Annotated in this window: 27 protein-coding genes and 1 other annotated feature; of the genes, 1 reads left to right on the forward strand and 26 read right to left on the reverse strand. The window is 32.1% G+C overall.

Annotated features, from left to right (window positions below):
* Positions 1 to 10: 10 nt before the first annotated feature.
* The 3 genes from rplJ to rplK all read right to left on the reverse strand — a co-directional run bounded on the left by rplJ (position 11) and on the right by rplK (position 1,889).
* Positions 11 to 499, reverse strand: a complete 489-nt coding sequence (gene rplJ / locus JV173_RS05035; RefSeq protein WP_205735202.1) for a 50S ribosomal protein L10 — start codon at positions 497 to 499, stop codon at positions 11 to 13.
* A 43-nt stretch (positions 500 to 542) separates the two neighbouring features.
* Positions 543 to 679: a sequence feature (ribosomal protein L10 leader region), on the reverse strand.
* Between the two features lie 21 nt (positions 680 to 700).
* The gene (rplA, locus tag JV173_RS05040; protein WP_205735203.1) at positions 701 to 1,393 is read right to left on the reverse strand and encodes a 50S ribosomal protein L1; all 693 of its coding nucleotides are present in this window, start codon (positions 1,391 to 1,393) and stop codon (positions 701 to 703) included.
* Between the two features lie 67 nt (positions 1,394 to 1,460).
* The gene (gene rplK / locus JV173_RS05045; protein WP_205735204.1) at positions 1,461 to 1,889 is read right to left on the reverse strand and encodes a 50S ribosomal protein L11; all 429 of its coding nucleotides are present in this window, start codon (positions 1,887 to 1,889) and stop codon (positions 1,461 to 1,463) included.
* Between the two features lie 234 nt (positions 1,890 to 2,123).
* Here rplK and JV173_RS05050 point away from each other — a divergent pair, with 234 nt between their 5' ends.
* A complete protein-coding gene (locus JV173_RS05050; protein WP_205735205.1) occupies positions 2,124 to 2,966 on the forward strand; it encodes a VOC family protein in 843 nt (280 codons plus the stop codon).
* Positions 2,967 to 2,978: 12 nt separating this feature from the next.
* On the opposite strand, the gene JV173_RS05055 is transcribed toward JV173_RS05050, so the two are convergent.
* The 23 genes from JV173_RS05055 to JV173_RS05160 form a co-directional block, all read right to left on the reverse strand.
* Positions 2,979 to 4,355, reverse strand: a complete 1,377-nt coding sequence (locus tag JV173_RS05055) for a hypothetical protein (protein WP_205735206.1) — start codon at positions 4,353 to 4,355, stop codon at positions 2,979 to 2,981.
* Positions 4,356 to 4,559: 204 nt separating this feature from the next.
* Positions 4,560 to 5,987 (reverse strand): endonuclease, encoded by a 1,428-nt coding sequence (locus tag JV173_RS05060; protein ID WP_205735207.1) that lies wholly within the window; start codon positions 5,985 to 5,987, stop codon positions 4,560 to 4,562.
* Positions 5,988 to 6,877: 890 nt separating this feature from the next.
* A complete protein-coding gene (tnpA, locus tag JV173_RS05065; protein WP_205735448.1) occupies positions 6,878 to 7,339 on the reverse strand; it encodes an IS200/IS605 family transposase in 462 nt (153 codons plus the stop codon).
* A gap of 211 nt (positions 7,340 to 7,550) precedes the next feature.
* Positions 7,551 to 7,799 (reverse strand): hypothetical protein, encoded by a 249-nt coding sequence (locus JV173_RS05070; protein WP_205735208.1) that lies wholly within the window; start codon positions 7,797 to 7,799, stop codon positions 7,551 to 7,553.
* Positions 7,800 to 7,886: 87 nt separating this feature from the next.
* Positions 7,887 to 8,711, reverse strand: a complete 825-nt coding sequence (locus JV173_RS05075; protein WP_205735209.1) for an endonuclease I family protein — start codon at positions 8,709 to 8,711, stop codon at positions 7,887 to 7,889.
* 182 nt (positions 8,712 to 8,893) lie between these two features.
* Entirely contained in the window at positions 8,894 to 11,491 is a 2,598-nt protein-coding gene (locus tag JV173_RS05080) for an InlB B-repeat-containing protein (RefSeq protein WP_205735210.1), read from the reverse strand.
* Between the two features lie 14 nt (positions 11,492 to 11,505).
* Complete coding sequence (locus tag JV173_RS07105) at positions 11,506 to 11,628, reverse strand: hypothetical protein (protein WP_276208424.1); 123 nt, start codon at positions 11,626 to 11,628, stop codon at positions 11,506 to 11,508.
* 131 nt (positions 11,629 to 11,759) lie between these two features.
* Complete coding sequence (locus JV173_RS05085; protein WP_205735211.1) at positions 11,760 to 12,227, reverse strand: hypothetical protein; 468 nt, start codon at positions 12,225 to 12,227, stop codon at positions 11,760 to 11,762.
* Between the two features lie 125 nt (positions 12,228 to 12,352).
* Complete coding sequence (locus JV173_RS05090) at positions 12,353 to 14,368, reverse strand: immunoglobulin-like domain-containing protein (RefSeq protein ID WP_205735212.1); 2,016 nt, start codon at positions 14,366 to 14,368, stop codon at positions 12,353 to 12,355.
* A 96-nt stretch (positions 14,369 to 14,464) separates the two neighbouring features.
* Entirely contained in the window at positions 14,465 to 14,881 is a 417-nt protein-coding gene (locus tag JV173_RS05095) for a S24/S26 family peptidase (protein WP_205735213.1), read from the reverse strand.
* A gap of 4 nt (positions 14,882 to 14,885) precedes the next feature.
* Positions 14,886 to 15,149, reverse strand: a complete 264-nt coding sequence (locus JV173_RS05100; RefSeq protein ID WP_205735214.1) for a PqqD family protein — start codon at positions 15,147 to 15,149, stop codon at positions 14,886 to 14,888.
* A gap of 1 nt (position 15,150) precedes the next feature.
* On the reverse strand, positions 15,151 to 15,954 hold the full coding sequence (locus tag JV173_RS05105) for a hypothetical protein (RefSeq protein WP_205735215.1): 804 nt from the start codon (positions 15,952 to 15,954) through the stop codon (positions 15,151 to 15,153).
* Positions 15,955 to 16,044: 90 nt separating this feature from the next.
* On the reverse strand, positions 16,045 to 16,908 hold the full coding sequence (locus tag JV173_RS05110; protein WP_205735216.1) for a hypothetical protein: 864 nt from the start codon (positions 16,906 to 16,908) through the stop codon (positions 16,045 to 16,047).
* A 24-nt stretch (positions 16,909 to 16,932) separates the two neighbouring features.
* Entirely contained in the window at positions 16,933 to 17,373 is a 441-nt protein-coding gene (locus JV173_RS05115; protein WP_205735217.1) for a hypothetical protein, read from the reverse strand.
* A gap of 104 nt (positions 17,374 to 17,477) precedes the next feature.
* On the reverse strand, positions 17,478 to 18,023 hold the full coding sequence (gene nusG, locus JV173_RS05120) for a transcription termination/antitermination protein NusG (RefSeq protein WP_205735218.1): 546 nt from the start codon (positions 18,021 to 18,023) through the stop codon (positions 17,478 to 17,480).
* A complete protein-coding gene (locus tag JV173_RS05125; protein WP_205735219.1) occupies positions 18,023 to 18,442 on the reverse strand; it encodes a preprotein translocase subunit SecE in 420 nt (139 codons plus the stop codon). Before JV173_RS05125 ends, nusG begins: the two co-directional genes overlap by 1 nt.
* Positions 18,443 to 18,455: 13 nt before the next feature.
* A complete protein-coding gene (gene rpmG, locus JV173_RS05130; RefSeq protein ID WP_205735220.1) occupies positions 18,456 to 18,605 on the reverse strand; it encodes a 50S ribosomal protein L33 in 150 nt (49 codons plus the stop codon).
* 139 nt (positions 18,606 to 18,744) lie between these two features.
* A complete protein-coding gene (locus JV173_RS05135; RefSeq protein ID WP_205735221.1) occupies positions 18,745 to 19,203 on the reverse strand; it encodes a sigma-70 family RNA polymerase sigma factor in 459 nt (152 codons plus the stop codon).
* A gap of 84 nt (positions 19,204 to 19,287) precedes the next feature.
* Positions 19,288 to 19,983 (reverse strand): 23S rRNA (guanosine(2251)-2'-O)-methyltransferase RlmB, encoded by a 696-nt coding sequence (gene rlmB, locus JV173_RS05140; RefSeq protein ID WP_205735222.1) that lies wholly within the window; start codon positions 19,981 to 19,983, stop codon positions 19,288 to 19,290.
* Between the two features lie 50 nt (positions 19,984 to 20,033).
* Positions 20,034 to 22,688: an HAD-IC family P-type ATPase gene (locus JV173_RS05145; protein WP_205735223.1), complete on the reverse strand. Its 2,655-nt coding sequence runs from the start codon at positions 22,686 to 22,688 to the stop codon at positions 20,034 to 20,036.
* 5 nt (positions 22,689 to 22,693) lie between these two features.
* A complete protein-coding gene (locus tag JV173_RS05150) occupies positions 22,694 to 23,059 on the reverse strand; it encodes a Mini-ribonuclease 3 (protein ID WP_205735224.1) in 366 nt (121 codons plus the stop codon).
* Position 23,060: 1 nt separating this feature from the next.
* Positions 23,061 to 24,374: a cysteine--tRNA ligase gene (cysS, locus tag JV173_RS05155; RefSeq protein WP_205735225.1), complete on the reverse strand. Its 1,314-nt coding sequence runs from the start codon at positions 24,372 to 24,374 to the stop codon at positions 23,061 to 23,063.
* A gap of 47 nt (positions 24,375 to 24,421) precedes the next feature.
* Complete coding sequence (locus tag JV173_RS05160) at positions 24,422 to 26,305, reverse strand: DUF2779 domain-containing protein (RefSeq protein ID WP_205735226.1); 1,884 nt, start codon at positions 26,303 to 26,305, stop codon at positions 24,422 to 24,424.
* Positions 26,306 to 26,310: the final 5 nt, after the last annotated feature.

A 26,310-nucleotide genomic window follows, 5' to 3' on the forward strand; every position in this document is an offset into this window, starting at 1 on the left:
TGATTTCTTATTAATTTGAACCTTCAGCAAGCATATTTAAACCTACTGATAATTCTTTTACTGGCATTAATAATCCAGCCGCTAATTGTGTTAATAAAGTTTCTCTTGATGGTAGGTTTGCAAGTGCATTAATGCCTGCTGAACCAACAACTTCACCTTCAATAACACCTGATTTAATCACTACAGTTTTATTCTTCTTAGCAAAGTCTGCAATGCTCTTAGCTGGTGCAACAACATCTTCATATGAGATAGCTACTGCTAATGGTCCAACTAACGACTCTGTTAATTGATTAAAACCTGCGATTTCAGCGGCACGACGTGTAATATTGTTTTTGTAAACTTTGACTTCAATATTTTGTTTATGAAGATCAATTCTTAAAGTTGTTAAGTCTGCTACAGATAAGCCTTTGTATTCAAAGACTACTACAGTTTTAGCTGATTTGAATTTCTCAACTAAAGTTTCGACTTCTTGAACTTTTTTAGCAATGATTTTGTTCATTTTGTGCCTCCTTTGTAAGGTGTATACTTTTTGATTTTATTTCGGTTAAAAAATAAAATCCCTCTTTTGAATATCCATAAGACATAAAAGAGAGAAAATAAGTTCCAGGTTTATTTTTCCTCGGTAGCAGATTAAGATCTTGCGATCGGCTACTGTCTTAGGTCAATATTTAATTTAAGTTAATTTCTAAGTTGCGAATAATTAGTTTTTGATTTTGTTTTCATCAACATGGATACCAGGTCCCATTGTTGTGGAAACAGTAATGTTTTTGATGTAAGTACCCTTAACAGTTGCTGGCTTAATACGCATTAATTGGTTGTATAAAGCTAACATGTTTTCGTGTAACTTAGCTGCATCGAATGAAGTTTTACCGATTGGGGCATGAATGTTACCAACTTTATCAGTACGGTATTCAATCTTACCTGCTTTGATTTCTTGTACAGCTTTAGCAACATCTAATGTGACAGTTCCGGTTTTAGGGTTTGGCATTAATCCTTTAGGACCAAGCACACGACCTAATTTACCTAGTTGAGCCATCATATCTGGAGTTGCAACCATAACGTCGAAATCTAACCAACCACCTGAGATCTTTTCGATTAACTCAGTATCACCAGCCGCATCTGCACCAGCTGCTAAAGCTTCTTTAGCTTTATCAGATTTTGCAACAACGATAACCTTAACTGATTTACCAGTACCATGAGGTAAGCTAATAGCACCTCTTAAGTTTTGGTCAGCTTTTCTTGGGTCAACGTTTAAGCGGAAGGCAACTTCAACGGTAGCATCAAACTTAGTAACTGAAGTTTTCTTAGCTAATTCAGTAGCTTCTAAACCACTGTATTTAACTGTCTTATCGACTAACTTAGCAGCTTCTAAGTATCTCTTTCCTTTTTTCATATGTTCCTCCTAAATGTGGTATAACGGGATTTCCTCCCACAATTTAGAAAAGTCTTAACTTTCTAAATTATTCTGCAATGACGATACCCATTTGCTTTGCAGTACCCGCAATAATATTCATTGCTGCTTCGACTGTGTATGCATTTAAGTCAGGCATCTTCATCTTTGCGATTTCTTCTAACTGAGCTTTAGTGATTGTAGCGACTTTATCTTTCTTAGCGTTTTTAGCGCCTGATTGTAAGCCAGCTGCTTTCTTAAGTAAGTCAGAAGCTGGTGGTGTTTTTGTAACAATTGAGAATGTTCTGTCTTCATAGACTGAAATCACAACTGGTACGATATAACCAACCATGTTTTGTGTCATGTCGTTAAACATTTTGACAAATTGAGGAATATTAACTTGAGCTTGACCTAGTGCTGGACCAACTGGTGGCGCTGGAGTTGCTTTTCCTGCAGGAATTTGTAGCTTAACTTGTTTGACAACTTTTTTCTCTGCCATAACACGACCTCCTTCTTCTAATAAGTATGTGGTACGAATCAAATTCTTCCACTCTGGTGTGTTTACACGCGTTATTATTCTATCATTAATGATAGTGAGTGTCAATCATTTTTTTGACTAAAATTCTTTCACACAATTGCCTGTTTTAACAATCGGGTGACTTGGTTACCCAAAGGTGCCTTCTTCCTTATGAATCACATAATTGATATAATGAAGTAAAGGAGAAAAAACTCTATGGAAAACTTTCATTCAAATGATATTATGCATATCAAAACCGTTACAATAATGGTCAAAGATATTAACCGCTCTTTAGCATTCTACCAAAACAGTTTAGGCTTAAAACTTATATCTAAACAAGACAATTTATATACCTTAGGAACCTTTCAAGATCAACCACTCGTACACTTAATTTATAATCCGCTAGCAAGACCTAAAATGCGTACAACAGGACTCTATCATTTCGCAATTTTATTACCTAATAGGGCTTACCTAGGCCAAATTATTCAGCATTTCATTCATACAAGACAACCTGTTACTGGTGGTGCTGACCACGGTATAAGTGAAGCTTTATATTTAGACGATCCAGATGGTAATGGTATTGAAATCTATGCCGATAGAAAAGCATCTGATTGGCCACCATTTGACCAAGCAGTCAATGCACCGATGGATTATGAAGACTTAATTAAAAATCAAGTGAGAGAACCTTTCAAAAAAATTCCAGAAGGCACAATTATGGGACATCTGCATTTACATGTTTCTAATATAAATAAAGGTATTCGTTTTTTTGAAGGTGTCCTTGGGTTCCAAGAAACAATGTCTTATGGACCAGCAGCACACTTCTCAAGTGATGCTGGATATCACCATCATTTAGGATTTAACGTATGGAATGGTTTAAATATTCCAAACAACCCTGATGATGTCGTTGGTTTAAAAGCGTATGAACTTTTTGTTCCAAAAGCTAGATTTGAAACTTTCAAAGAAAATTTAAAGAAAAATCTTTATGATCTTAAAGAAGATAAAGATGGTTTATATTTAATTGACATTAATAATGTCAAGATTACAGTAAAAATGGACTAAGAAATTAGTCCATTATTTTTTGATTGATATGAATCCCAAATATGTAATTGATTTAGAAGTACCATCTTGATTTTGGATTTTACCTTCAAATCGATAGGTTAGAATAATGTTATCTCTTGCTGAATTTTCTTGGAATGTTCGAATGATGTACTCAACTTTGATGGTTAAGATACCACCCTCAAATACATAATCAGTATCTTTAATACCATTACCTGATACCGATACAAATTCTGCCCCAAATAAATCAAATCCAAAGACAATATCATCATGGAAATTTGTTTTTATATTTTTATCAGAGTATATGTATGGTTTTTCATCATCTGATAAATTAATAGTGATTGTGTGTTGACCTGCATTTGTTTGTAATTCAAATGTGAACACACTTTGTTTATCCATTTTTTGGATACTCTTTAATATATTTAAATATTCTGATTTTAAATAAACTGTATTTTCTAAAATATATAAATATTTTGTATCAACAGCTTCTTTTTTAATCTCTTCTGTTTCTTCATCTTCAATTAATCGATAAAACTCAAATTGATTTACAGAACGCATATAATACGTAAAGAGTGGTAAATCAAAGTGTGAGAATAGACTATAGGTATAACTATGTGAAGTTTGAATTAGATCATTTTCATCAATAATGATATTAAGCATTTCTGAGAACTCAGAATCGATATAAGTATCGCTCATCGATTTAATACGGATTGCATATTCTCCTGGTGTAAAAAGTGGTACAATTTGAGTTCTTGTATCGTATTCAACACCATTGATTTCAATGATATGATAGCTTGCATTTGGATCTTTAAGATAAGTTAATACACCATTCACCACATTAATTAAAGTTGGTGGATTTAAATATCGATACTTTAATTCAACAAGTTCACTATAATCTGAATCAATATAAACACTTGAAACTGCTTTAATTCTTACCATATATGTTCCAGGTTCTAGTTTTGGTAAATCATCCGTTTCAGAGTTATATTCAACACCATCAATTTCAATCACGAAACTATCTGCATCAGGATCACCTGAATAAATAATTTCATTGCCATCTAATTCAATATCTGTTGGAACTGATAAATATTTAACAGTGACCTTAACCATATCTGAAAAAAGCGAATCTAAATATCCTTCACCTACTGCTTTGACTCTTACATTGTAGATTCCTTCTTCGGTCAATTCTAAGAAAGGTTCTTCTGTTTCAATGTTTATACCATTTGCATTAAAAATGTATTTATCTGCATTATAAATCGCTCCAAAAGAGATCGTATTTTTATAAACTGTTAAACCAATTGGTTTATCAAGTCTATCCAATCCGACACCTCTTGAACATGCAGAAAGTATGAGTGTAAATAGTAAAACTATAATTAAAAGTGATCGCTTCATAAGATCTCCCATTTTATGATACTCATATTATAACATTTTTTCGAATTGGAAATATTTAAATTGTAAGTGTTTTCTTTAAGAAAAAAAACAAATAATCTTCAATTTCAATAAATTTGGTGTTTTCAATATATAAAACTCTTAATAAAGCCATTTATAAGTAAAAAGACCTCATCTTAGTGAAGGGTCTTTTATTTAATACATTCTTTAAATTGTATAAGGTACTTCTGGGTCACCAAAGCTGAAGAATATTTCAGCAAAGTCACCATCATAATAGAAATCAATAAATGGATTTCTGTTACCTTGATTTTGATGAATCTTATTATTTCTTGCAACTTCTTCTGGTGACACTGGATCGAGTTTATTCCATTCTAATAATACATTTAAATATCCATAATAAATTGAACCTTTAACTGCATTTGAGTCACCTTCATTAACAAGTGTTAAATGCGGATATGTTAACGTCATATAGAATAAGGCTCTAGCGATATCACCAATATATTCATCCCCTGGATAGAATAATTGGCCATTTCTATTTGGATTACCGGTTGTACCAGTATTTCCAAAATAGTGGTCAGAGTGTAAGCTTTGATTAGCTGTACGTTCAGCATTCCACATATTATGTAAATCACTGTAATGTCCACGTTCAGTACCACTTGGTCTATCATCAAAACTTCCTGTGTTAATAACAAAACTTGTAAACTTATCTAAGCGTCTTGCACTATTTTCTGGTCTAATTTGCATGTTATTTGCTGGCCAGATATGTTCTCTATCAACATTTACACCATTAGGTCCAGTACCATTTGTTACCCAACCTGTTGTAATCCATCCACCTTCAAATACATAATCAGTTATATCGTATAAGATATATTGTCCACCTTTTCTAGTGCTTAAGACCCAGTTATATTCTGTTGAAGTATTATAACCTTTATATGAAGTCAGTGTATTTCTTAAAATACCTGCAAATGTTGTAATCATTTGATTATCTGTCGTTGCCCCAGATAAAGCATTGTAATATCCATTAAATCCTGAATATTCAAAATCTAATAAACTTGGTTGTGATTCTACAACAATAATTGAAAGTTTTAATGTAGCTGAATTACCAGCCTCATCTTCAACTGACCAAGTTACTTCGTATTCACCAACAATAGTGAATACATATTGATTGCCAACTAAATAACTTTGAATCATTGAACCATCATATTCAACTTGATCTGTTAAATCGCCATCAACATTATCATTTGCAGTAACAGTTGGTAAACTCCAATTTGAATTCATTGAAACTGTCACTGGATTTGTTGCTGGATTTAAACTAATTACTGGTGCTGTCGTATCTTCACCCAATGCATTCCATTTAGCATATAAAGTAAAATCAGCACTTACTGGAAAATTAAAATTAAATGGCATATCTTCAGTTGTTGTATACCAATGAACAAATTCATAACCGGATCTGGTTGGATTTGCTGGTTCCACAACCTTCTCTCCAAATTCAAGTACTTGCGCAGGTACAGCTGAACCACCATTTGAATCAAATGTAACAGTATATGTTTCTACTGGTGTTATTGGTTGATTATTACATGCAACAAGAATGAAAATTAGTAGTAAGCTTGATATAAAAGTAAATACTTTTTTCATTTTTATCTCCTATCTAGGATTTAGATAACTTTATTTTAACATGGAATGTTAAGATATTTTTTATCTAATTACATAGATAAACAATATTTGTTATGTTTATCCATCTAATTTATAATGAAATTAAGAGGTGATTAAAATGTTTTTTATTATATACGGATGGATATGTATTTCTATTAGTTTTCTGGACATAATTATATGTGCATTTATAAAACAATATAAACCCATCCTATTCTTTGTGTTCAGTTTACTGTTTGGTATTCTCATTTTAACAATGTTCTCAAGAGATACCATTTTTGATCTGAATTTATTTAGATACTTTGTTGATGTTTTTTCATCTTTATCACAGCAACTACCTTTATTACTCATTCTTATGAGCTTTATCTTAGTAATTGATTTTATTTTTTTACTCGGGTTCAATATTTTATTAATGATGGATTTAATTCATACAAAGATTAAAAGTTCCACTGATAAAATAAAACAAAGTTTCTCTTTACAGTTACTTTATTTTGCTATTATATCAATCCCAGCCACTTTATTTATACTTGCATTTATTGATATAAATGATTATCCCACAGTTAATGGATATGTATATTCACAAGTATACAATTTTACTTTAAGTTTATCTTTAGCCTTAATCTTCATACTCTATGAAAAACTTAACAAATTGAAGAATATGAAACCGCAAAATAAATCTCTATTACGCATTTACGAGATAAAACCAATTAAAAGGCGTAACAAAAACAACTTTCAATCGTGATTATTTAACTCACTATGAACAAAATAAAAATCCGCGTCTTCAAGGCGCGGTTTTTCTCACACGCCTACAAGGCTTTATTACTGGCGACCCCCATTTGAGGGTCTTTTTATTTGCCCAATTGCCTTTGACACTCTTACTTACCCGTAAACGGGTCTTTATACTCCTTGATGCTCTTCTTATCCGCTAGTTGATCATCTAACTCTTGGTTCCTGATATAATTTGCTACTGTTTGCTTGTTTAGACCTACGGTCGAAACGTAGTATCCTTCTGACCAGAAGTGTCGAGATCCATAGTTGTATTTCAAATTGGCATGCTCGTCAAAAATCATCAAACTACTTTTCCCTTTCAAATACCCCATGAATGAACTTAATGCTAGTTTTGGTGGTATCTTGACGAGCATGTGGATATGATCTGACATTGCATGTGCCTCGACTATTTCCACGCCTTTGTATTCACACAGGCGTCGAATGTACTTGCCAATATCACTTCTCAACTTTGCATAGATCGCTTTTCGTCGATACTTTGGTGTGAAGACTATGTGGTATTGGCAGTTCCACCTTGTATGTGATAAACTACTTGTATCATCGTTCTTAATTGTTCTGATGATAGAATCCTCCTTGGTTTAATTTGGTGTAAGGCAATTGGTCATTACCATTATACCAACCAAGAGGATTCTTTTTGTTTATCCCTACTGCTCCTTTGATTCCACCCGCATAGCAGGTGGTTTTATGTTAGTCTACGACCAACATAATAAAACACCCCGATAGCAAATCGGAGTGTTAAACCTAAACAGCATAATTATAATTTTAACTCATGACTCTAGTACAGTTTTCAAAATCTATATTATAAATTTCAAGATCTGCACCTTCTGGATATTCACTTGCCTCAATAACAATCTTAAGAACTTTACCACAAGCACAGTTAAGTTCTGCTTCTCCATAGTAAAATTGTTCCGGTCCCATTTCTCTTTCATCACTTCCTTGATAATCTAATTCAACGTGCATATGATGAGTTTTACCACAAACTTTACATTTAACTTCATAATTAAATGGCATATTTTCACCCCCTTTTAATTTTAATATTATCATTTTTTTAAAATTCAAATTAAAAAACACTCCAAAGTAAATTGGAGTGTTTTATTGTTAATTATAAATTCTTTGTACTAATTCAGGATGATCAATAAATGGATTTCTATTCCCTTGATATCCATAAATAACTTCATTTCTATGTAATTCAAAAGCATCTACTGGATCAGCTAAATGCCATGCAATGAAGGTATCTAAGAAACCAATTTTTGTAATATCCGTTAGATTACCCCATCTGATATCCATATAGAATATGATTCTAGCAACATCTCCACGGTGATTATCACCAGGATACCACATACTATTATATAATCCAAATCCATCTACATGTGTAATTAAGTTAGTGAATTTGAAATTATTTCTAGTTGAGTTCACATTGGTATCAGCTGCACGAAGATTGTGCATATCTGCATCAACACCTCGTGTATTATTATTTGGATCATATCCACCATTACCAATTAATGATTTAGCCCAAACATGTTCTCTATTCCATGTTGTAGATGAACCTTCCCATGTTGGTATACCATATCCATCTAAAGGAAATCCATTACCTGATGAACCTCTTAAAGTATCAGAATAAATTAAATACATATAATCTGTATTTAATCCTACCCAAACATCTGATTCTTCCATGATATATCTAGAATCACCATATGTTGTTGAAACAGGACTAATATCATTAAGTAAAACATATAATGCATCAATTAATTCCTCATCATCAAGTCCATCTAAAGTAGCATAATAACCTGAATAAGAAGGATTAGGGTCTGAAGCGGTAACTTCAATAATTAAAGTAAATCTACCTTCATTACCAGCTTCATCATATACAAACCAACTTATTTCATATTCACCTTGTTCAGTAAATATATAGACTTGATTCATAGCATTATAAAATTGATTGATTATTGAAGTATCTACTTCAATATAATTTGTTAAGTCACCGTCAATATTATCTACTGCGGTAGCAGTAGGTAATACAAATTCATCCCCTATTGACAGTTGAACCGGACTTATGAGGTCCGGCTCAATTTCAATTATCGGTGATTCGTTATCTTCAATAGGGTTTATGACTGGGGAACTTCAACCATTTCAATAATAATTCCTGAAAGTCTAAATTGAGTTGTAGCAGATGTTGTATTTTGAATAATAAATTCTGTACTATTTACACCTGTGAAATTTGCATATATAAAATTCATCGAATTTGTAATTGCATTATTTGTTGCAGAAATATTATTAATGAATGTTGCTGTGCCTGATTTTGCAGTTATATTTCCAGCTGTTTGTCCGCTTGATGGGAATAAGAGTGTAATACTTACAATCTCATAACCTTCTTTTGTTTTGATTTCGAATGAGTTACCATTTCCATTGTTCGCACCATAAAATCTTGCAGCACTTCCAGATGTAAAATATTTAGGACCTTGCGTGTTACTATTGTTTTGCTTTGCTGTAAACGTAAAGTATTCAGTGATATCGTAATTAAATACGGATCCGTTTAAAACAGTATCATTTCCTACAACTGAGAAATTTGATGTGAATACATATGTTTGTTGAGCACTACCTGACCAACGAGCAAATAATGTGAATGAACTATTTACTGGTGAATTAAAATCATATTCAGATCCACCAGTTGGAGCAGTATACCAACCTTCAAAATCAACTCCATCTTTAGTAGGATTATCAGGAATCTCTACTAAGAATCCAATATAATCGGTTTGTGGTTCAATTGATCCATTACCACCTTGTAAATCAAATGTAACTGTATATTTTGGCAATTCTTGATAGATAGCATATATTGTTATATCATGTAAAATTGGTGTGTTTATGAAAATGAACTCTTGTCCACCTTCTGGTGAAGTAAACCAACCTACAAAAGTATGATTGTCTGGAGCAGTCGGTGAGCCTGGATAAGGTGCATAGTATCCATCAAATACATTTTGAGTAGGATACCAATTTAATGAATTAGATGTTCCGTCTCCAATTTCTAGTGTCACTTGATGTTGCTCTAAATCATCAAATTTAGCAAAAAGAACTAAATGTGAGTTTATTGCAGAGGATGTATTGAACTCAACATCATATTCTTGATCTTTAAATAATCCAATAAAGTATTTGCCATGCGGTGGAACGAGTGTGTAACCTACTAAATTACTGTTCTTTACAACTTCTAATGTATCTATAATTTCTTTATTTTCACCCAATACAGTTATTTTATATAATTTTGTATCTAAATTTGAACTTAAATTTATATCGTCTACATTTATTCTATCGCCACCAGATTTTGAGATTTTAACATTAACTAAAGTTGATGAACTTATTTCAAATTGTGTAGTTAAATCAAATGTAAATAATGCTAAAGTGGTAGAAGAAACTGTAATAGGTGTACCAACATTTTGCCATGCTCCACCATCAAGTTTAACTTGAATGGTCATTGTTGCATTGTTATCAGAACCATATTTTGCATAGAAGAAAGAAATACTCGTTAAACCATAAATTCCATCTTTGAGTTCTAAATAACCTGTTGATTGAATACGTGCTGCTTTTGTACCATTTTTTCTATCATTGGCTGCGTTTCCAACAAGTGCATTATTTAATGTCCAATCTAATCCATTCATTTTTAAATCATCAGAAGCATACCCTGTCTTGTTGGCAGTTTCAAAATCAAATAGAATTGATGTGGATTGAATGATAAAGTTATTATCACTATAAACAGTTGTACCATCACTAAACACTGCATAAGCTCTAAATGAAGTAAATTCATTTTCAAGAATTGATCTTAAGAATTCATTATTTGGTGACATAATAGTTGATGGTAAAACTTCAACATCATCTGATTCTAAAGTCAGAACTTCAACTTTATTTGATGCTAACATACCAAATTCAACTAATGTTGCTTCTGTATTGTTTTCAACATAACCAACAAATGATTGATAACCTTCACGAATACCTGATACATTGTATAGGTATACACTTGGACCTTCTGGAACATCTTCACCAAATACTGCTTGTAAAGTTACAGGTCTTAAAGCTGTAAATTTATAGTTAGGATTTGCTGATACGAATTGTCCATCTTCATCTACCCAATATGAGAAATCACCTTCAATAGGTGTTAATTCAACGACTTCATTATATTTAGGGAATTCAGGATCAGCTGAACCACCTAAAATTTCGATTTCTACATCTGCAGTGCTTGCTTGATATTTTGCAACATAAACATCATTTTTACCAAATGATTGTAATAATTGCCAACCATCAAATGCTAAACCTGGTTTAGATGGTGTTACACCATCATATTCAAGTTCCTCAGCATCACCATATGCATAATCTAATACTTTACCATTAGTATCAATCCATACAACAGAATCATCTGATGCATGTTCTAATACCATAGTTACATATGTTGATTTTGAATTGACAAATTGTCTTGCTGAAGCATCACTTACTTGACCATTATAGATATGATAAACATATCCTGATAGTCCAAATGACACATTAGTTAATTCACCATATGTTCCATTAAACTCAACTGGATCCATTCCTTCACCAGGAGCAATAACTTGAACATAAAGTGTAGCTTCATCATCTTCAGCAGCAAATGCAGGTTGTGCATAAGTGCTAACAAATAGAAGTGCAACTAAACTTAAAAATAAAATGCTTAATTTTTTCATTTTACTTACCCCCACTACATTTCTTCGAAGAAACCAGCACCGTGTTGGCCAACTGACTCTGCGATTGAGTTCTTAGTATTGAACTCAATAATTTCAATCATGGGTACTTCATATTGTTTCTTGTTTTCAGTAGACATGACAAAAAAATCTCCTTTTTTACATTTTTTCCCATCTTTATGCTTATTCTATCATACATTACTTTAAAAGTAATGGTAATTAGTAATTAGTTACCTTGATTGTAAACATTTTCATTTAATAAAAATGGATTTTATTTCATATTTTTGAAAACTTTGTATTCCTTGTATAGTTTTTTTAACTCATATATAGGATCTAATACACTTTCAACTGCTAAAACTATTGATACTAAGAAAATTACAACAACAAATGCTGTTGGTAAATCAAACCCTATTGCACTTAACCCAAGTAAAATGATAATCATCATTTTAGAAACAAGATAAATTGGTTGAACAATAAAGTATATTTTTTTTTGCATACACCAATCATATGTTCTTTCAGAATATTTACCACTCTTCTCAAAAATAGGAGCACTCGAAGTTACGATAAAAAATATAATGGCATAGCCAATACATTTAGTTATTGAGTTTATCTCTGTACCATATGCTTGCACTAAATTAGGTGGAATAACACCAATCATCGCCAATAGAAATAAAACCGGAGCACCTATAACCACTATCAAAAAGCCAAGTACAATCAGTGAAACTTTAATTTTTCTCATATGCATACCTCCATTCACTATAATTAATTATTCAACATATTTTAAATAAAAAAAAACAACATGCTTAATAAAAATAAAGGATGAGTTTTTTGACTCATCCTTCGTTTTTAATTGTTATTGATCAATTATAACCATTCAATTGGAATATAATATCCACCAACATAGATTAATACGAATACGTCTGTACCAGGGTACATACCGTCTTCACCCCATGTAGCAGAGTAAGCTTGCATAACCGCAACATTGATTTGTAATTCGCCTGCAAGTTCTGCAAGTGTTTCGAACATACCTTCTAAGTATTCATTTCCAGCAAGTTCAGCATCGTTTGCGATTAACTCGATTGAAAGTAAGTTATCGAAATCACCTGAACCATATTCAATTGCATCAAATGCAGTTTCATATAATTCGATGTATTCAACAACTTCATATAATGAACCTGTTTTACCAACGAATAATACAAGTGGAATATCTTCTTCTGTTAAAACAACAAAAGCTTCCATTGTATCAACACCATATGCATCAGCATAGTCAGCTAATGTATAATCAGCATACCATTCAGCATAAATAGCTGTATCAGCAGTTTTTGATAAGAATGTTAATTCAGCTTCTGCTAAGAATGCATCAATTGCTTCTTGTGCAGTTGCAGCACCTGTTGGTTCTGGTTGTTCATCACCACCACCACCGTTGCCACCTGAACCGTCGCCATTTGACCACTTGAAGTTGTCAAATACAGCTTGTTGGTTACCAGCATCACCTACTGCATAAATTTTAACTTTAACAGTACCTGATAATGCTTGACCTGGATATACGAAAGTATAAACATTTGCTTGAACGCCTGAACCTTCACCGAAGTTAGGTAATGCATAAGTTGTTGTTGTACCATTAGCAGTTACATCAACTTTATAAGTTCTGATTCTTCCACCAGTATAACCTTTACGATATTCAAATGAGAATCCAGCTAAACCATTAGTGAATGTACCTTCTAATGAAGATGGTTCATCTGAACGTCTTAATAATACTGATTTACCACTAATTGCATAGTTACCATCAGTACCTTGAGCAGCATTCATTGCATGAACCCAATTCCATGTTACACCTTGTGCAGTGTATGAACCATCACCATAATTTGCTCCTAATGCAGTTGCACCATCAAAAGTTTCAGTGAATGCATAATTTACAGGATTTGGATCGCCTGGGTTTGGATCTCCAGGATTTGGATCCCCAGGGTTAGGGTCGCCTGGATTTGGGTCACCAGGATTTGGATTTTCACCAGGTACGCCATAAACTTTCATGTTGTCAACAACCATACGAGCTGAGTTAGAAACTGCAGCATCAGATGCAAGTTGAGTACCATTTACGAAGAATCTAAATTCATGACCTTCTTGTAATTCATCTAATTCAAATGTTACAAATGAAGCTGAACTATTTTGTTGTAAGAAGTCAACTAGAGTTACCCAGTTAGCTCCAACTTTAACTTCGAATTTAGCTTCTGTCATTTGTTCAACGTCTAATTCAGACCACATTCTTTGTTCGAACTCAATCTTAGTAACTTCTTCAGCGAATACAAACACTAAGTAAGCACCAGTATCTGATTTAGATGAACCTGATAAGACTAGGCCTTCGCCACCTTGAGCAGTGTTAACTCTCTTCTTAGCTACTGGGAAGTTTGAGTTATTCACTTGGTTCTTTAAGTTACCAGTAGGTGCAGCGTCTGAATAGCCGTGGCTTAATTCTGAACCATCAAAGATGAATGAATATAATAATTCACCTTCAACTTGAGATGCTTCTTTAGCTTTTACAACTACTTGGAATGTTTTATTCTTTTGTTTGCCATCTAAAGAAACAATAGCAGTCACCGATACTGTAACATCTTCATCTTTTCTAGTTACATTGGCATTTGTACCAGTAATAGAAATAATTGATGGATTAGATGTTAACCATGTAATGGTTGCTCCATCGACTTCAGTTACAACTGTAAAGTTCTTAGTAACTGAGTCCTTGTTATCACCTTCTGCAAATGTGAGTTGTAGATTAGCTACAATTGTATCCAGTGGAGATGTTTCTTCTTCTACTGGAGTATCACACGCAATAAGGATAAACGAAATTAAAAATAACGCGATAAAACTTAGTAATTTCTTCATTTTTACTTCCTTTTTTATTTTATTGTGTTTGTGATTATAATAACATACATTTATGTATTTTTTCACAAAAAAATATACAAGTTTTCACTTGTATACTCATTTTCGAATTAATTTAAGTAAAACACGTCTCAAAGGTGTAAAAAATAGCCAAACTTTAACCTTAAAGTTATAGTTTTTAGAATTTTTTCCAGGTGTTTCAAACCTGATAACTTTTGCAAATATCTTATCCTTAGTTACAATCTCTTTTCGGAATGCACCATCACCGCGGATAACATAGTTATCACCTTTGATTTTAATGATTCTATGAAGGATAATTTGTCCTTCATATTCAAATAAAACAACATCTAGTTTTTGATAACTTTCTGCCTTTTTTAAAGTAACAATTGTTTGATCATGTTTATAAAAGGGTAGCATTGAGTTACCCATGACTTTTAGTTCAACTTCTTGACCTAAGTTAAGATGTTCTTTTGCTAGATTAAACAGTTCATTATTGTCTACTTTAACAGTCTTCAAAAAATTACTCCATGATATTTCTTTCTTTTAAAATATTCACAAATTTTAAAACATCTGCAGCAGCAACTTCTGCTGATACATCATATTCATCAACGAGTTTTTTCGTTAAATCTTCTAATGAAATTTCTTCTTTTAAATTTTCAAATAAAAACTTTCCAGTTTCATTTAAAGTTAACATACCATGAAACTTAACTGCTTCTTGTCCAATAGGTACAACAATAAATTGATCTCCTACTGTTTTTAATACATATTCACTTTTGACTTTCATGTTATTCTCCATAGATTGCTTTTTTAATTTGTCTTGCAGCATTGAGTGATAATGATGCATCTAAATGGTAAATAGGAACTTGTTTTAAGATAACTTCAAATAATTTAAGCATGTTATCCCATAACGCTTCTTCCGTAGGACGAAGCGTATTGGTTACTAAGTTCTTTAATGCTTCTTTTTGATCTAACTTTGTAACTTCATCTGTAATACCTTGTTGAAGGAATACGATAGCCTTTAATGGTAATTTCTTATTAGTATTTGAACTGTATTGTCCACTGAATGGTGCACCATATACAAAGATACCATCTTCATTAATTTCTAAAATAGGTTTATCATCATTAACCCAAGTGACATCATCACCAAAGAGTTGTTTCCACATTCTTGCATGCGTAGACTTACCTGTTCCACTTGGTGCTGAGAATAATATAACATCACCTTTATATGATATAGCTGATCCATGAAGTGGTAACAATCCATGACGTTGTGCAAGTTCTAAGAATACCATACCAGTATAGACATATTCAGCAGTTGCAACATCTTGGAAAGTATCTTCATCTATCCAGATTTCTATATTCTTATAACCTTCATCATAAGTCATGTATGATTTTAATCCAGATACACTCTTAGAGAAGATTCGATACATACCTGATTGAGGCATGTCTAGTGTTTCTTTATATTTAACAACAATGGTATGATCTACAGGTTCATCACCATCATAACGATACGCTTCTATGTTGTTTTTAAAATACTTGTCGTAGGTATATTCAAACGCTATTTTGATACCTGCTATTAAATACTTATTCATATAGTCACCCACTTCTTTCTATATCAATTATAACATTTTAAGAATGTGAAAGATAATTAAAATTATTGTGCCAATTAACATGATAACTGATTACTTTTTAAATCGTTCACGAATGTATGTTTCCAAATCTTTTTCATTATCAAACTTATTTCTATTAACTTGTTTTTCAAACAATTTTATGAATACTGGTATTATGATTGCTGTAAAAAGCATTTGTATTACTGAAACATTTCGATAGAATTGTTCTTTTAATAATTGATAATCATCAATATTGATATTTTGTAAGTAGATGATTCCTAATATTCCCGAAACTATAAATACAAATACTAACTCGATTAAAGTAATCGATATCTTTTTATTAAATATTATTATTAATCTCTTAATTAAAAAGTAACTGTTGGTTGCTAAAAGACTTAAAAATAAAACCGCAATTAAGTTTGCGAAAAACACATGATACCAAATATCATTACTTAAAAAGGAATAGATTATATTATCTAGATTAATAAAATAATTTTGACTATCTAACAAATACAATTGGAAAAAAAACATAATAGTTATTCCTTCATTTAAAAAGAAATTGATTGGGAATTTTATTTTTTTATTTTTTGTGTATTGATACAATAATATCAATGGAATTAATGATAATAAAGTATGCAAAATACTAAACCACAGTAATGAAGTATTTATATTTGTAGTGAATAATAGAATTATCGGTACCCAAATCCAAGAAGTAACTGCAGCCAAATATATCGCACCTATAAGTATCAAAAAAATAAGCCCACCCCAACCATATTTTTTTATGGTGGACTCATTTTTCCTTGCTGTTTCATTCCCTAACAATCTCATTTGTTTAAAGTATTCTCTAACTTTTTTGCTAGAAATATTAAAAATAACTTGAGAAATAAAAACTATAAAATTAAGAATAAACAATATATAAAACCATATATTTAGCATCTAATCACCAATTCTCTCGTTTATTTAAATTAAAATGACTTTCATCAAACTGCTCCAATTTTCAAAATCCTTCGCATAATTATCGACTAGTATCATCCATTTTTCATCATTTGGTAAGTCATACTTATTCAGTAAGAAATTATAAAGTTCTATTAAAATATCAAATATCTCAACAAAGGTATATTCCACACTTTTATCTGATTCCACATGTGATACTGTATTTCTAGACTTAATTATTTTGCCCCATTTTTTATTGCTTAATCCAATTTTTCCATATAACTCATGGATTTTTCTTGCCGATATGACACTTAGTTGAAAAGCCGATTGTAACAGAATAATAAAAGATGGATGTTTATCAATAAATTCTTTTCCTCTTTCAATACCGTATAAGTTTAAATTCTTTTCATATTGCGAATAGATAAATCTAGTTTGTATAAATAAGATTAGGAAATCTAATTCCGTCATACTAATATTTTCCATATATACTTTCCCTCTAATGTTTAATTAAATTATACCATTCTACAAAATTCCAACAAAAAACCACACCTTTTCAGTGTGGTTTATCTCTTTTAAATTTCTTTAAATTGGTTGAAATCAATTTCAGTTGGGGTTGCTCTTCCGAAGAAGTCAATGTCCACAATTAATTTCTCTTGATCGTTATCTACTGCTGATACAACACCTGATTGACCTTCAAATGCACCAGAGATGATTTGAACTTGTTTACCAATAAGGTAATCATAGTTAGGTTTAGACATAATACCAACTTTTAGAAGAATTGGTTTGATTTCTTCTTCTAATAATGGAACTGGTTTTGTACCACCACCAGATGAACCTAGGAAACCTGTAACACGTGGTGTATTACGTACAACGAACCATGAGTCATCTGTAACAATCATTTCAACAAAGACATATCCAGGATAGATTTGACGAATCTTTTCTTTATCCTTACCGTCTTTTGTTTTTTCAATATATTTTTCTTCTGGCACGATGATTTGATAAATGAAATCTTGCATGCCCATTGAATCAACACGTCTAGCTAAGTCTTCTTTAACAGCATTTTCATAGCCAGAATACGTTTGGATGACGTACCAACGTTTTCTTGGAGCTTGAGCCATTATCCTAATACCTGAATCAATCTAATCATTGTCGCGTCAATCACTGATACGAATACAGTAAAGATTAATACGAAGATGATGACACGGATTGCATTATCAGCGAAATCATACCATCCAGCCCATGAAATTTTTCTTAATTCTGGGAATGCTGGTAAGAAGAATGGATAGATGACAAGTGATAAACCAAGGATCGCAATGACAAGTACTGTCCATGCGAAGATCATATCATTAGGTGAACCACCTAATACTGGGAAATCTTCTGGAATATGGAACCCTTGTACACGTCCAATGATCATAACTGCTAATGCAGCAGTGATTGTTGCTAACACACCTAAGATTAAAGATTCACCTTTATACTCAGTTGTTAGAATTTCTAATAACTTATTTGATGGTTGAGCTTCTTTTTGTTTAATAGCCATAGTCTATATACTCCTATTTACTTTCTTTATGTAGTGTATGTTTATTACATTTTGGACAGTGACGATTGAATTGCAATCTGTCTTTTGTTGTCGCTTTATTTTTGGTAGTTGTGTAGTTTCTTGATAAACATTCGCTACAAACTAAAATTATTTTTTCTCTCATTAAAAAACCACCCTTTGTAGTGGTCTTGTGATGTACTCTTATTGTACAACACTTATCCACTTTAAGTCAATGCTAAATCATTATATCATACTTAAGTATGTAATTTAAGAGTAAATTAAAATTTCTTTGATTACACACATTATTTTAGAATATTTTCGTTTTGTTCTTTCACTTTTATCTTAATTCTGTGTATTGCATTCCTTACAGACTTAAGATCTTTAGCTAAGTTTTCTGCAATTGTTTCATCTGTTAAATGTTCTATATATTTAAGTTTATAAACCTCTTTTTCAAACGCACCAAACTCAATATCTTCTGCTAAATTATCAAACTCAGGCATATAGGTATCTTCAATTAATTCTACTTGATCGATTAAGACATATTTAGGTGTTTTATCTTTTAAGATAATAAATCTTCTAAATAGAATCATTTCATAGAACTTAGTGAAGGTTTTTCCAACCTCAGGTTTAAAGACTTCGATCGCGTGTAATAGGAGTAAAATTGCTTCTTGATAAAAATCTTCTTGATCTTGTGTTTTAACATAAAATTTATAGATATTTTTATAAATAAGGGGGCGGTATTTATCAATGATTTCTTGCAAAACCGAATCCTCCTTATTTTGTTTGTATAAGTAGATTAGTTCGTAATCATTGACCATGATAGCCGCCCCGCTTTATTTATTTTTTTAATTTATAAGTTCATATAACATCAGTGCACATGCAACTGATACGTTAAGTGAGTTTACTTTACCCTTCATAGGAATAGATACTAAAAGGTCACAACCTTTTTTAACGAGTGTACGAAGACCTTCACCTTCGTTGCCCATCACAATAACTAGTGGTACATCCTTTGGCATATTTTTATACGACTCTGTTGCCTCACCTGCAGTACCTACAATGGTAAAACCTTCTTCTTTAAGTTCTAACATTGCTTGATATAAATTACCTACTAAGATCATCTTCACATGTTCAATTGCACCAGATGATGTTTTAGCAACAATACCTGTTAAAGGTACTTGGTGTTTTTTAGATACAATGACACCATCAATCGCTGTTGCTTCAACAGAACGCAAGATTGCACCAAGGTTTTGTGGGTCTTGAATTTCATCAAGCATCAAGAACACTTGGCGTTTTGATCTGTCTAATACTTCATTTAAGTCAACATATTGGTAAGCTTTTGCATCCGCAACAACGCCATTATGTACACCATTTTGAGTTAAGTTATTGAGTTCGCCTTTATTGACTTTCTTATATGAAATATTGTTGTTTGTTAAAAATTCTAAGAATTTGATATCTTGGAATTTTTCATCCACATACATTGTATATATGGGCCTTTTATTTAAGACTGCTTCTCTTATGACGTTTTTTCCATAAATTATCATTTTTATAAAGCCTTTCTTGATAAAAGCGCGTCTATATCGCGCTTTTAATTTTATTTCATATCAGAGATGACGTTAACTGTCTTTCTTGCAACTGCTTTTAACCACTTGAGTAAATTCGTTAAGATAAACATCATTGGATAAGATGAATAGATTAGGACAATAAGTAGCAGAATTTGAGGTAACTCAAACGGTGTTGATCTTGTCACATTCTGAATTTGTAAGATTGGTGTGTATTCTAGTAACTCTGGTAATAGGAAGATTGCAAAAATTGCAATCGTTAAGGTACCAAAGAACATGACAGCACGCTTCGTATTCATCGGCCTTGAAACCGTGAATAACACCATGAATGCAACTGCTGTTGCTGAAATACCAATTAAGGAAGCAATACCTTGTTCACCTTCAACTGTATGTAAGAATAGTCCAAGGTCACCAGCGAGCGCATAAATAATTAATGCGTTAAATAAAACAACTAATGCACCAGGTAAGGAATCTTTAATAATCTTACTTAAGAATTTACCTGTAATACGTTTATTATTGTATTCGAGTGCAAGTACAAACGATGGAATTGCAATAACTAAGAACTCCATAATGAGTAAATGTGAAGGTTTGAGAGGATAAATGGCATCAAAGCCCATTAATCCACGGATAATGATTGTAATTGATAAAAGAATTGTAAATATTGTTTTGGTTAAATAAAGTTTAGAAACTTTAGCAATGTTGTTGATGACACGTCTACCTTCAGAAACGACTTTAGGCATAGATGCAAAGTTAGAATCCATTAAGACAAGGTGTGATACATTACGTGCGGCTTCACTACCTGATGCCATCGCAACAGATGTATCTGCTTCCTTTAACGCTAAGATATCATTAACACCATCACCAGTCATCGCAACCACGTGACCATTATTTTTCATTGATTCGATTAATAATCTCTTTTGATGTGGAGATACACGACCAAAGACTGTATATTTATTGGCAACTCTAACAACTTCTTTATCTGACATACCATCTAAAGAAATGTATTGATCTGCATTATTAATACCAGCTCTTTGAGAAATTCTTGAAACTGTTAATGGGTTATCCCCTGAAATAACAACAACATTGACACCATTGTCTTTGAAATATTGAATAGTATCCGGTGCATCGGCACGGATTGTATCTTCAATCATAATTAAAGCAACCGGTGTAATCTTACCTTGAAGTTCTTTACCTTGAATTGGTTGATCACTATGTGCAATCACTAAGACACGGTAACCTTCTTGAGCTTGTTTTTCAACTTCTCTTGAAATTAAGTGATATGAATCTCTTAATACAAACTCAGGTGCACCAAGTGCAAACGTACCAAATTTATCAAACTCAACGGCTGAAAATTTACGTGCACTTGAAAATGGAATTAAAGCTTTATGACGAATACGTTTTTGCAATCCAAATCTTTCACTTAAAGCTTCGCTTGTTAAATTGGTATCATTTTGAGCATTTAACATTGCTGAAACTAATTGTTTTAATGGAAGTCCTGGAACTTGTTCATATTCAATCACAGATTTAACTGTCATGGTACCATCTGTGATGGTTCCTGTTTTATCTAAACATAGTGTATCAATACGGGCTAACATTTCAATACAATAAAGTTCTTGAACCAATGTATTGTTTTGACCTAAACGGACAACACCAACAGCTAATGCAACTGATGTTAATAAGAAGAGTCCGGATGGAATCATACCTAACATCGCACCAGCAGATTTAACAATATTAGGACCGATGAATGCAATATCATCCCATTCACCAGGTGCTAACCAGTAAAGTGTTACCCCAATTGGAATAATGATGATCCCAACAGTTGTAATGATATATTTAAGTGACTTAAAGATATCTGATTTAGGTTTTTTATATTTTTTCGCTTGATTTGTTAATTTTTCAATGTAAATATCATTACCAATGGCTGTTGCTTGTGCATAACAGCTACCAGAAATAACGTATGAACCAGAATACAGTGTATCGCCTGCTTTTTTAATGATTGGATCAGATTCACCTGTAAGTAAAGATTCATTCACTTCAACTGAACCTTCTCTCACAACCGCATCGACAATAATTTGTTTTCCAGATGTTAATTTTAAGATTTCATCAATAACAACATCTTCAATTGAAATTTCTTGTTCAAGCGCATCACGTACAACAAGTGCAGTTGGTGCAGATAAAAGAGATAGTTTATCAATCATCTTTTTCGCATTGACTTCTTGTAAGATACCAATCACGGTATTAATTGCAGCAATAACTAAAGATGTTGTTTGTGCAATACTTGCACCTGACCAAACAAGGAGTACAACAATTGCTAAGATTAACATATTGAAGAATGTAAAGACGTTACTAAAAATAATTGAACCAATTGTTTTTGTTGAACCTTTTGCAGATAAGTTAACAAGTCCTGCTAATTGTCTTTGCTCAACATCATCAGTTGTTAAACCAACATGAACTTCAGGATTATAGCGCTCAATCACAATATCGTTCTTTGATTTAACTCGACTTGGTAATTTTGCTTCTTTAGGTTGATTCTTTGGTTGAATCAAGCCTAAAGGATCCCCAGTCATCTGAAGTGGTTCTTCCACTTGAATGGTTTTAGGACCTTTATGTTTTTCTTTTTTAGTTGGTTCTGCTTGATTTGCCTCTTCTAGCAATGCAAGCAATTCATTTTGTGAATTCTTAGCCATATTTTTCACCCTAGTTTAATTAAACTAACACCAATTTTAATTAATTCTTCTAATCTTTGTTCATCTTTCATTGAGAGATATCCAACTAAACTTTCAAATCCAGTTGCTTGTTGATATGTCACAATACTTAAATTCTTTCTAGAAAAATGAGCAGCATTTCTACCTTTTTTATAAGCTTCTTGCTCTTCTAAGGTTAAAAGGTTGTTTTCTAGAAAATGAGACATCATGAACTCTTGTGCTTTACTGGATGTTAATTTGACTTTGAGTTTATGAAGTTGATCTACTTTGGTATAACCTAATGAAAGTAAATACTTTCTAACCCAAAGTTCATAATATGCATCACCTAAGAAGGCGAGTGATAATCCGTTCAAATTAAATCCATCCCTTTTGACTTAAAATGTTTCTTAATTCATCTGCTTTTGCAAAATCTTTATTGTTTCTAGCATTTAACCAGTCTTCATAAGTTTTTAAGTCTTTTTGTTCTGGTTCATTGATTTTAGGTTCTACACCTAAAACATTTAAGATACCTTTAAGTTTAATAAATAATTCGATATCTTCTTCCTTATTTAAATCCTTAACGGTTGCATCAATTAAGGAAATCACATTTGGTGTATCAAAATCATTATCCATTAAAGTAATAAGGTCATTTAGACGTTTTTGATAATCCTCTATGTTAAATTTAGTATTCATTCCCATCGATCTAAATTTAAAGTTCCACTTATTAAGTGTATTTGATATTTTATCATAGGTTTTTTGGTATTGTTCCATTAACTCAGTTGTAAATGCAATCGGTGCTCTATAATGATGTGCTAGTAACATTAAGCGATAAGCACCACCATCATAATTTTCTAATAAATCTTTAAGTTTAATGTCGTTTCCTAAAGATTTACTCATCTTTTCTTTACCAAAGTCAAGACGTCCAACATGCATCCAATATGTTGCAAGATGATGATGATCATGTGCCATAGACTGCGCAATTTCATTTTCATGGTGTGGGAACTTTAAATCAAAGCCACCCCCATGAATATCTAAGTTATCACCAAAGAGTTTATTGTTCATGACAACACACTCAGTATGCCAACCCGGACGACCCATACCCCATGGTGAATCATATTTGATCCCTTCATCTGTTATTTTCCATAATGTAAAGTCAACTGAATCGTGTTTATCAGATTCATTTTCAATACGCACATTACTGATTAAATCTTCAATCTTACGATTTGATAACACACCATAATCTTTTAGCTTTGAAACATCAAAATAAACTCCGCTTGGAACTTGATATGCAAAACCATTTTCGATTAAATCACTAATAAACTCAATCATCTCAGGAATATAATCTGTTGCATATGGTGTTTCATCAAAAGGTTTGGCACCAACTCTTTTAATCACTTCAAAAAATTGGTCTGCATATTTTTGTGCAATTTCTTTTTCAGAAACTTTTAAATCTTTCGCTTTGTTGATAATTTTATCGTCAATATCCGTAATGTTTGATGCATAAGTTACAGAATAATTTCTAAACTCTAGGTATCTTTTAACCACATCAAAAAAGACAACAGGACGACCATTTCCGATATGGATATTGTCATAAACTGTTGGTCCACAGACATACATATTCACATGATTTTTAGTTTTGGGTTCAAAGACTTCTATTTTGTTTGTAAGTGAATTGTATATTTTTAACATGTTAAAAAACCTTTCTTTTATTCATTATACCTTAAAAGAGGCCGTTTTCAAACGCTTTGAACCATCTTTCTTAATGAGTTAAGAATCTCAACCATCGCCCAAGTATCTTGCTTACAATAAGTAACTAAAGCATCATACTTTTGTTTAAATTCCTTTGGTGTCATTCTCGGGAATTTAGCATATGTAACAAGTGCCTGTGTACCATTACCAATTTCTAAATTTTTATAGCTTAGACTAGGTACAAAGATTGGTAATACTTTCTTAATAGAGTAACTTCCTTGAAGATCTTCATGGTAGTAATTAACCTCTTTCATTTCAGATAAACCCCATTTAGGATATATCTTATGGTAACTACCTGATAGAATATACATAAGGTCAAATGTACGTGCAATCATACTGTCTAATTTGGCTTTGTACTGCGGAAAATAGGTTGCAAGTTCTTTCATGCGAGTTGTTTCAAATGAGTCATTCCAAGCAATCACGGTACCAATATCTCCAATTAAATCAACCATTGCTTTACATAGTGCTTCTCTTTGATCTTTTGCATCTGTTGCAAGATAGTAATAACTGTCCTTATCCTTATCACAAACCCCTGGTGCATGCTCAATATGTAAGTTAAATTGGAATAAAGATTGTGTATATGGTTTTTCACCTTTAAAGCGCGGTAATGGGCATGGGAAGGATTCAAAATCTAAGTGGTATAAAGGATATTGCATTTTAGAAATAATTTCAGCAATTCTTTTTTTATTCATATGTGGTTCTTGTGTACTTACCACATTATACTGAATTTGATTAATTGGTCTTTGTAGCCAATTGTATGGGACGTCTAAGACTTTCTTCATCCCCATATTAATTAAATCTTCAGTTGAATGTTTTTCACCTTGTTCATCTTTAAAACCTAAATGATTAAACTTATATGTGAAGACACTATTCTTTTTAGGTACGTGCGCGTAACAAATATCATGGAACATACATTTATGTTTACCCTTACGTGGACATAATGGACCTGGATTTTCAAGGTCATATGTCATATGATCTAATCTGTCAATGACAGTATCAACATCCATTTGGAAAGATGCTAAAAACTTTTCAGTAAGGTCAGTGACATCAATCAGTCGCATGATAAATTGATTTTCACCTAAATCTTTCATGAAATCCGGTTCATTATCTTTATATACACCATCAAAGATATATTCACTATTTAAGACAGATAAGAAATATCTAACAGGTTTATCTAGTTTTGCACCGTGTTCTATGACATATCTTTGATATGTTAAGTCATAAATATAACTTCCTGCATCATGGAGTCTATTTAACATTTTCTCAATTTGTTTATAGTATGTACCATCAACAGGTAATCCAAGTGCTTCTCTTGTCATTAGGATACCTGATGGTGATTCTTCAAAGATAGGTAGTTTTTCACCATCTTCAGACTTATATGTTAATTTATAAAATTTATTCGTAGTGGTTGCTTTTGATTCAATGATATGGATATTTTTATCTGTTTCTTGATAACCATCTAAGAATGAATAGAATTTATAATCACCAATTTCAGCTTCGACCATCTTTTGTTTCTTTGTATCAAAATCATGGATAACTGGTGCATTAAAAAGATGTTCTGCTAAAACTGCAGAATATGTTTCTATTTTCTTATAATAAGGCATCATCACTTCAAGCTGTTCATCTGTTACATTGATCTTATCAATTTCAGTTATATCGCCATCTTCATCTTCTGCTTCTTCATACATTGATTGAAGTAGCATCTTGATGTTATTCATGTTTTCTTCTTCCATTAAATCGGATAAATCTTCTTTGAATGCGACAGTTGCTTGTTGTTTCTTTTTATAAATTTCAAAAAGCGGAAAAAATCTAGGACAGTTAATCCCATTGATAAATCTAGTTTTTGAAATCTTATTGATGAGTTTTGACATAGTCC

This window comes from Acholeplasma equirhinis (assembly GCF_017052655.1).
Taxonomy (GTDB): domain Bacteria; phylum Bacillota_I; class Bacilli_A; order Acholeplasmatales; family Acholeplasmataceae; genus Acholeplasma; species Acholeplasma equirhinis.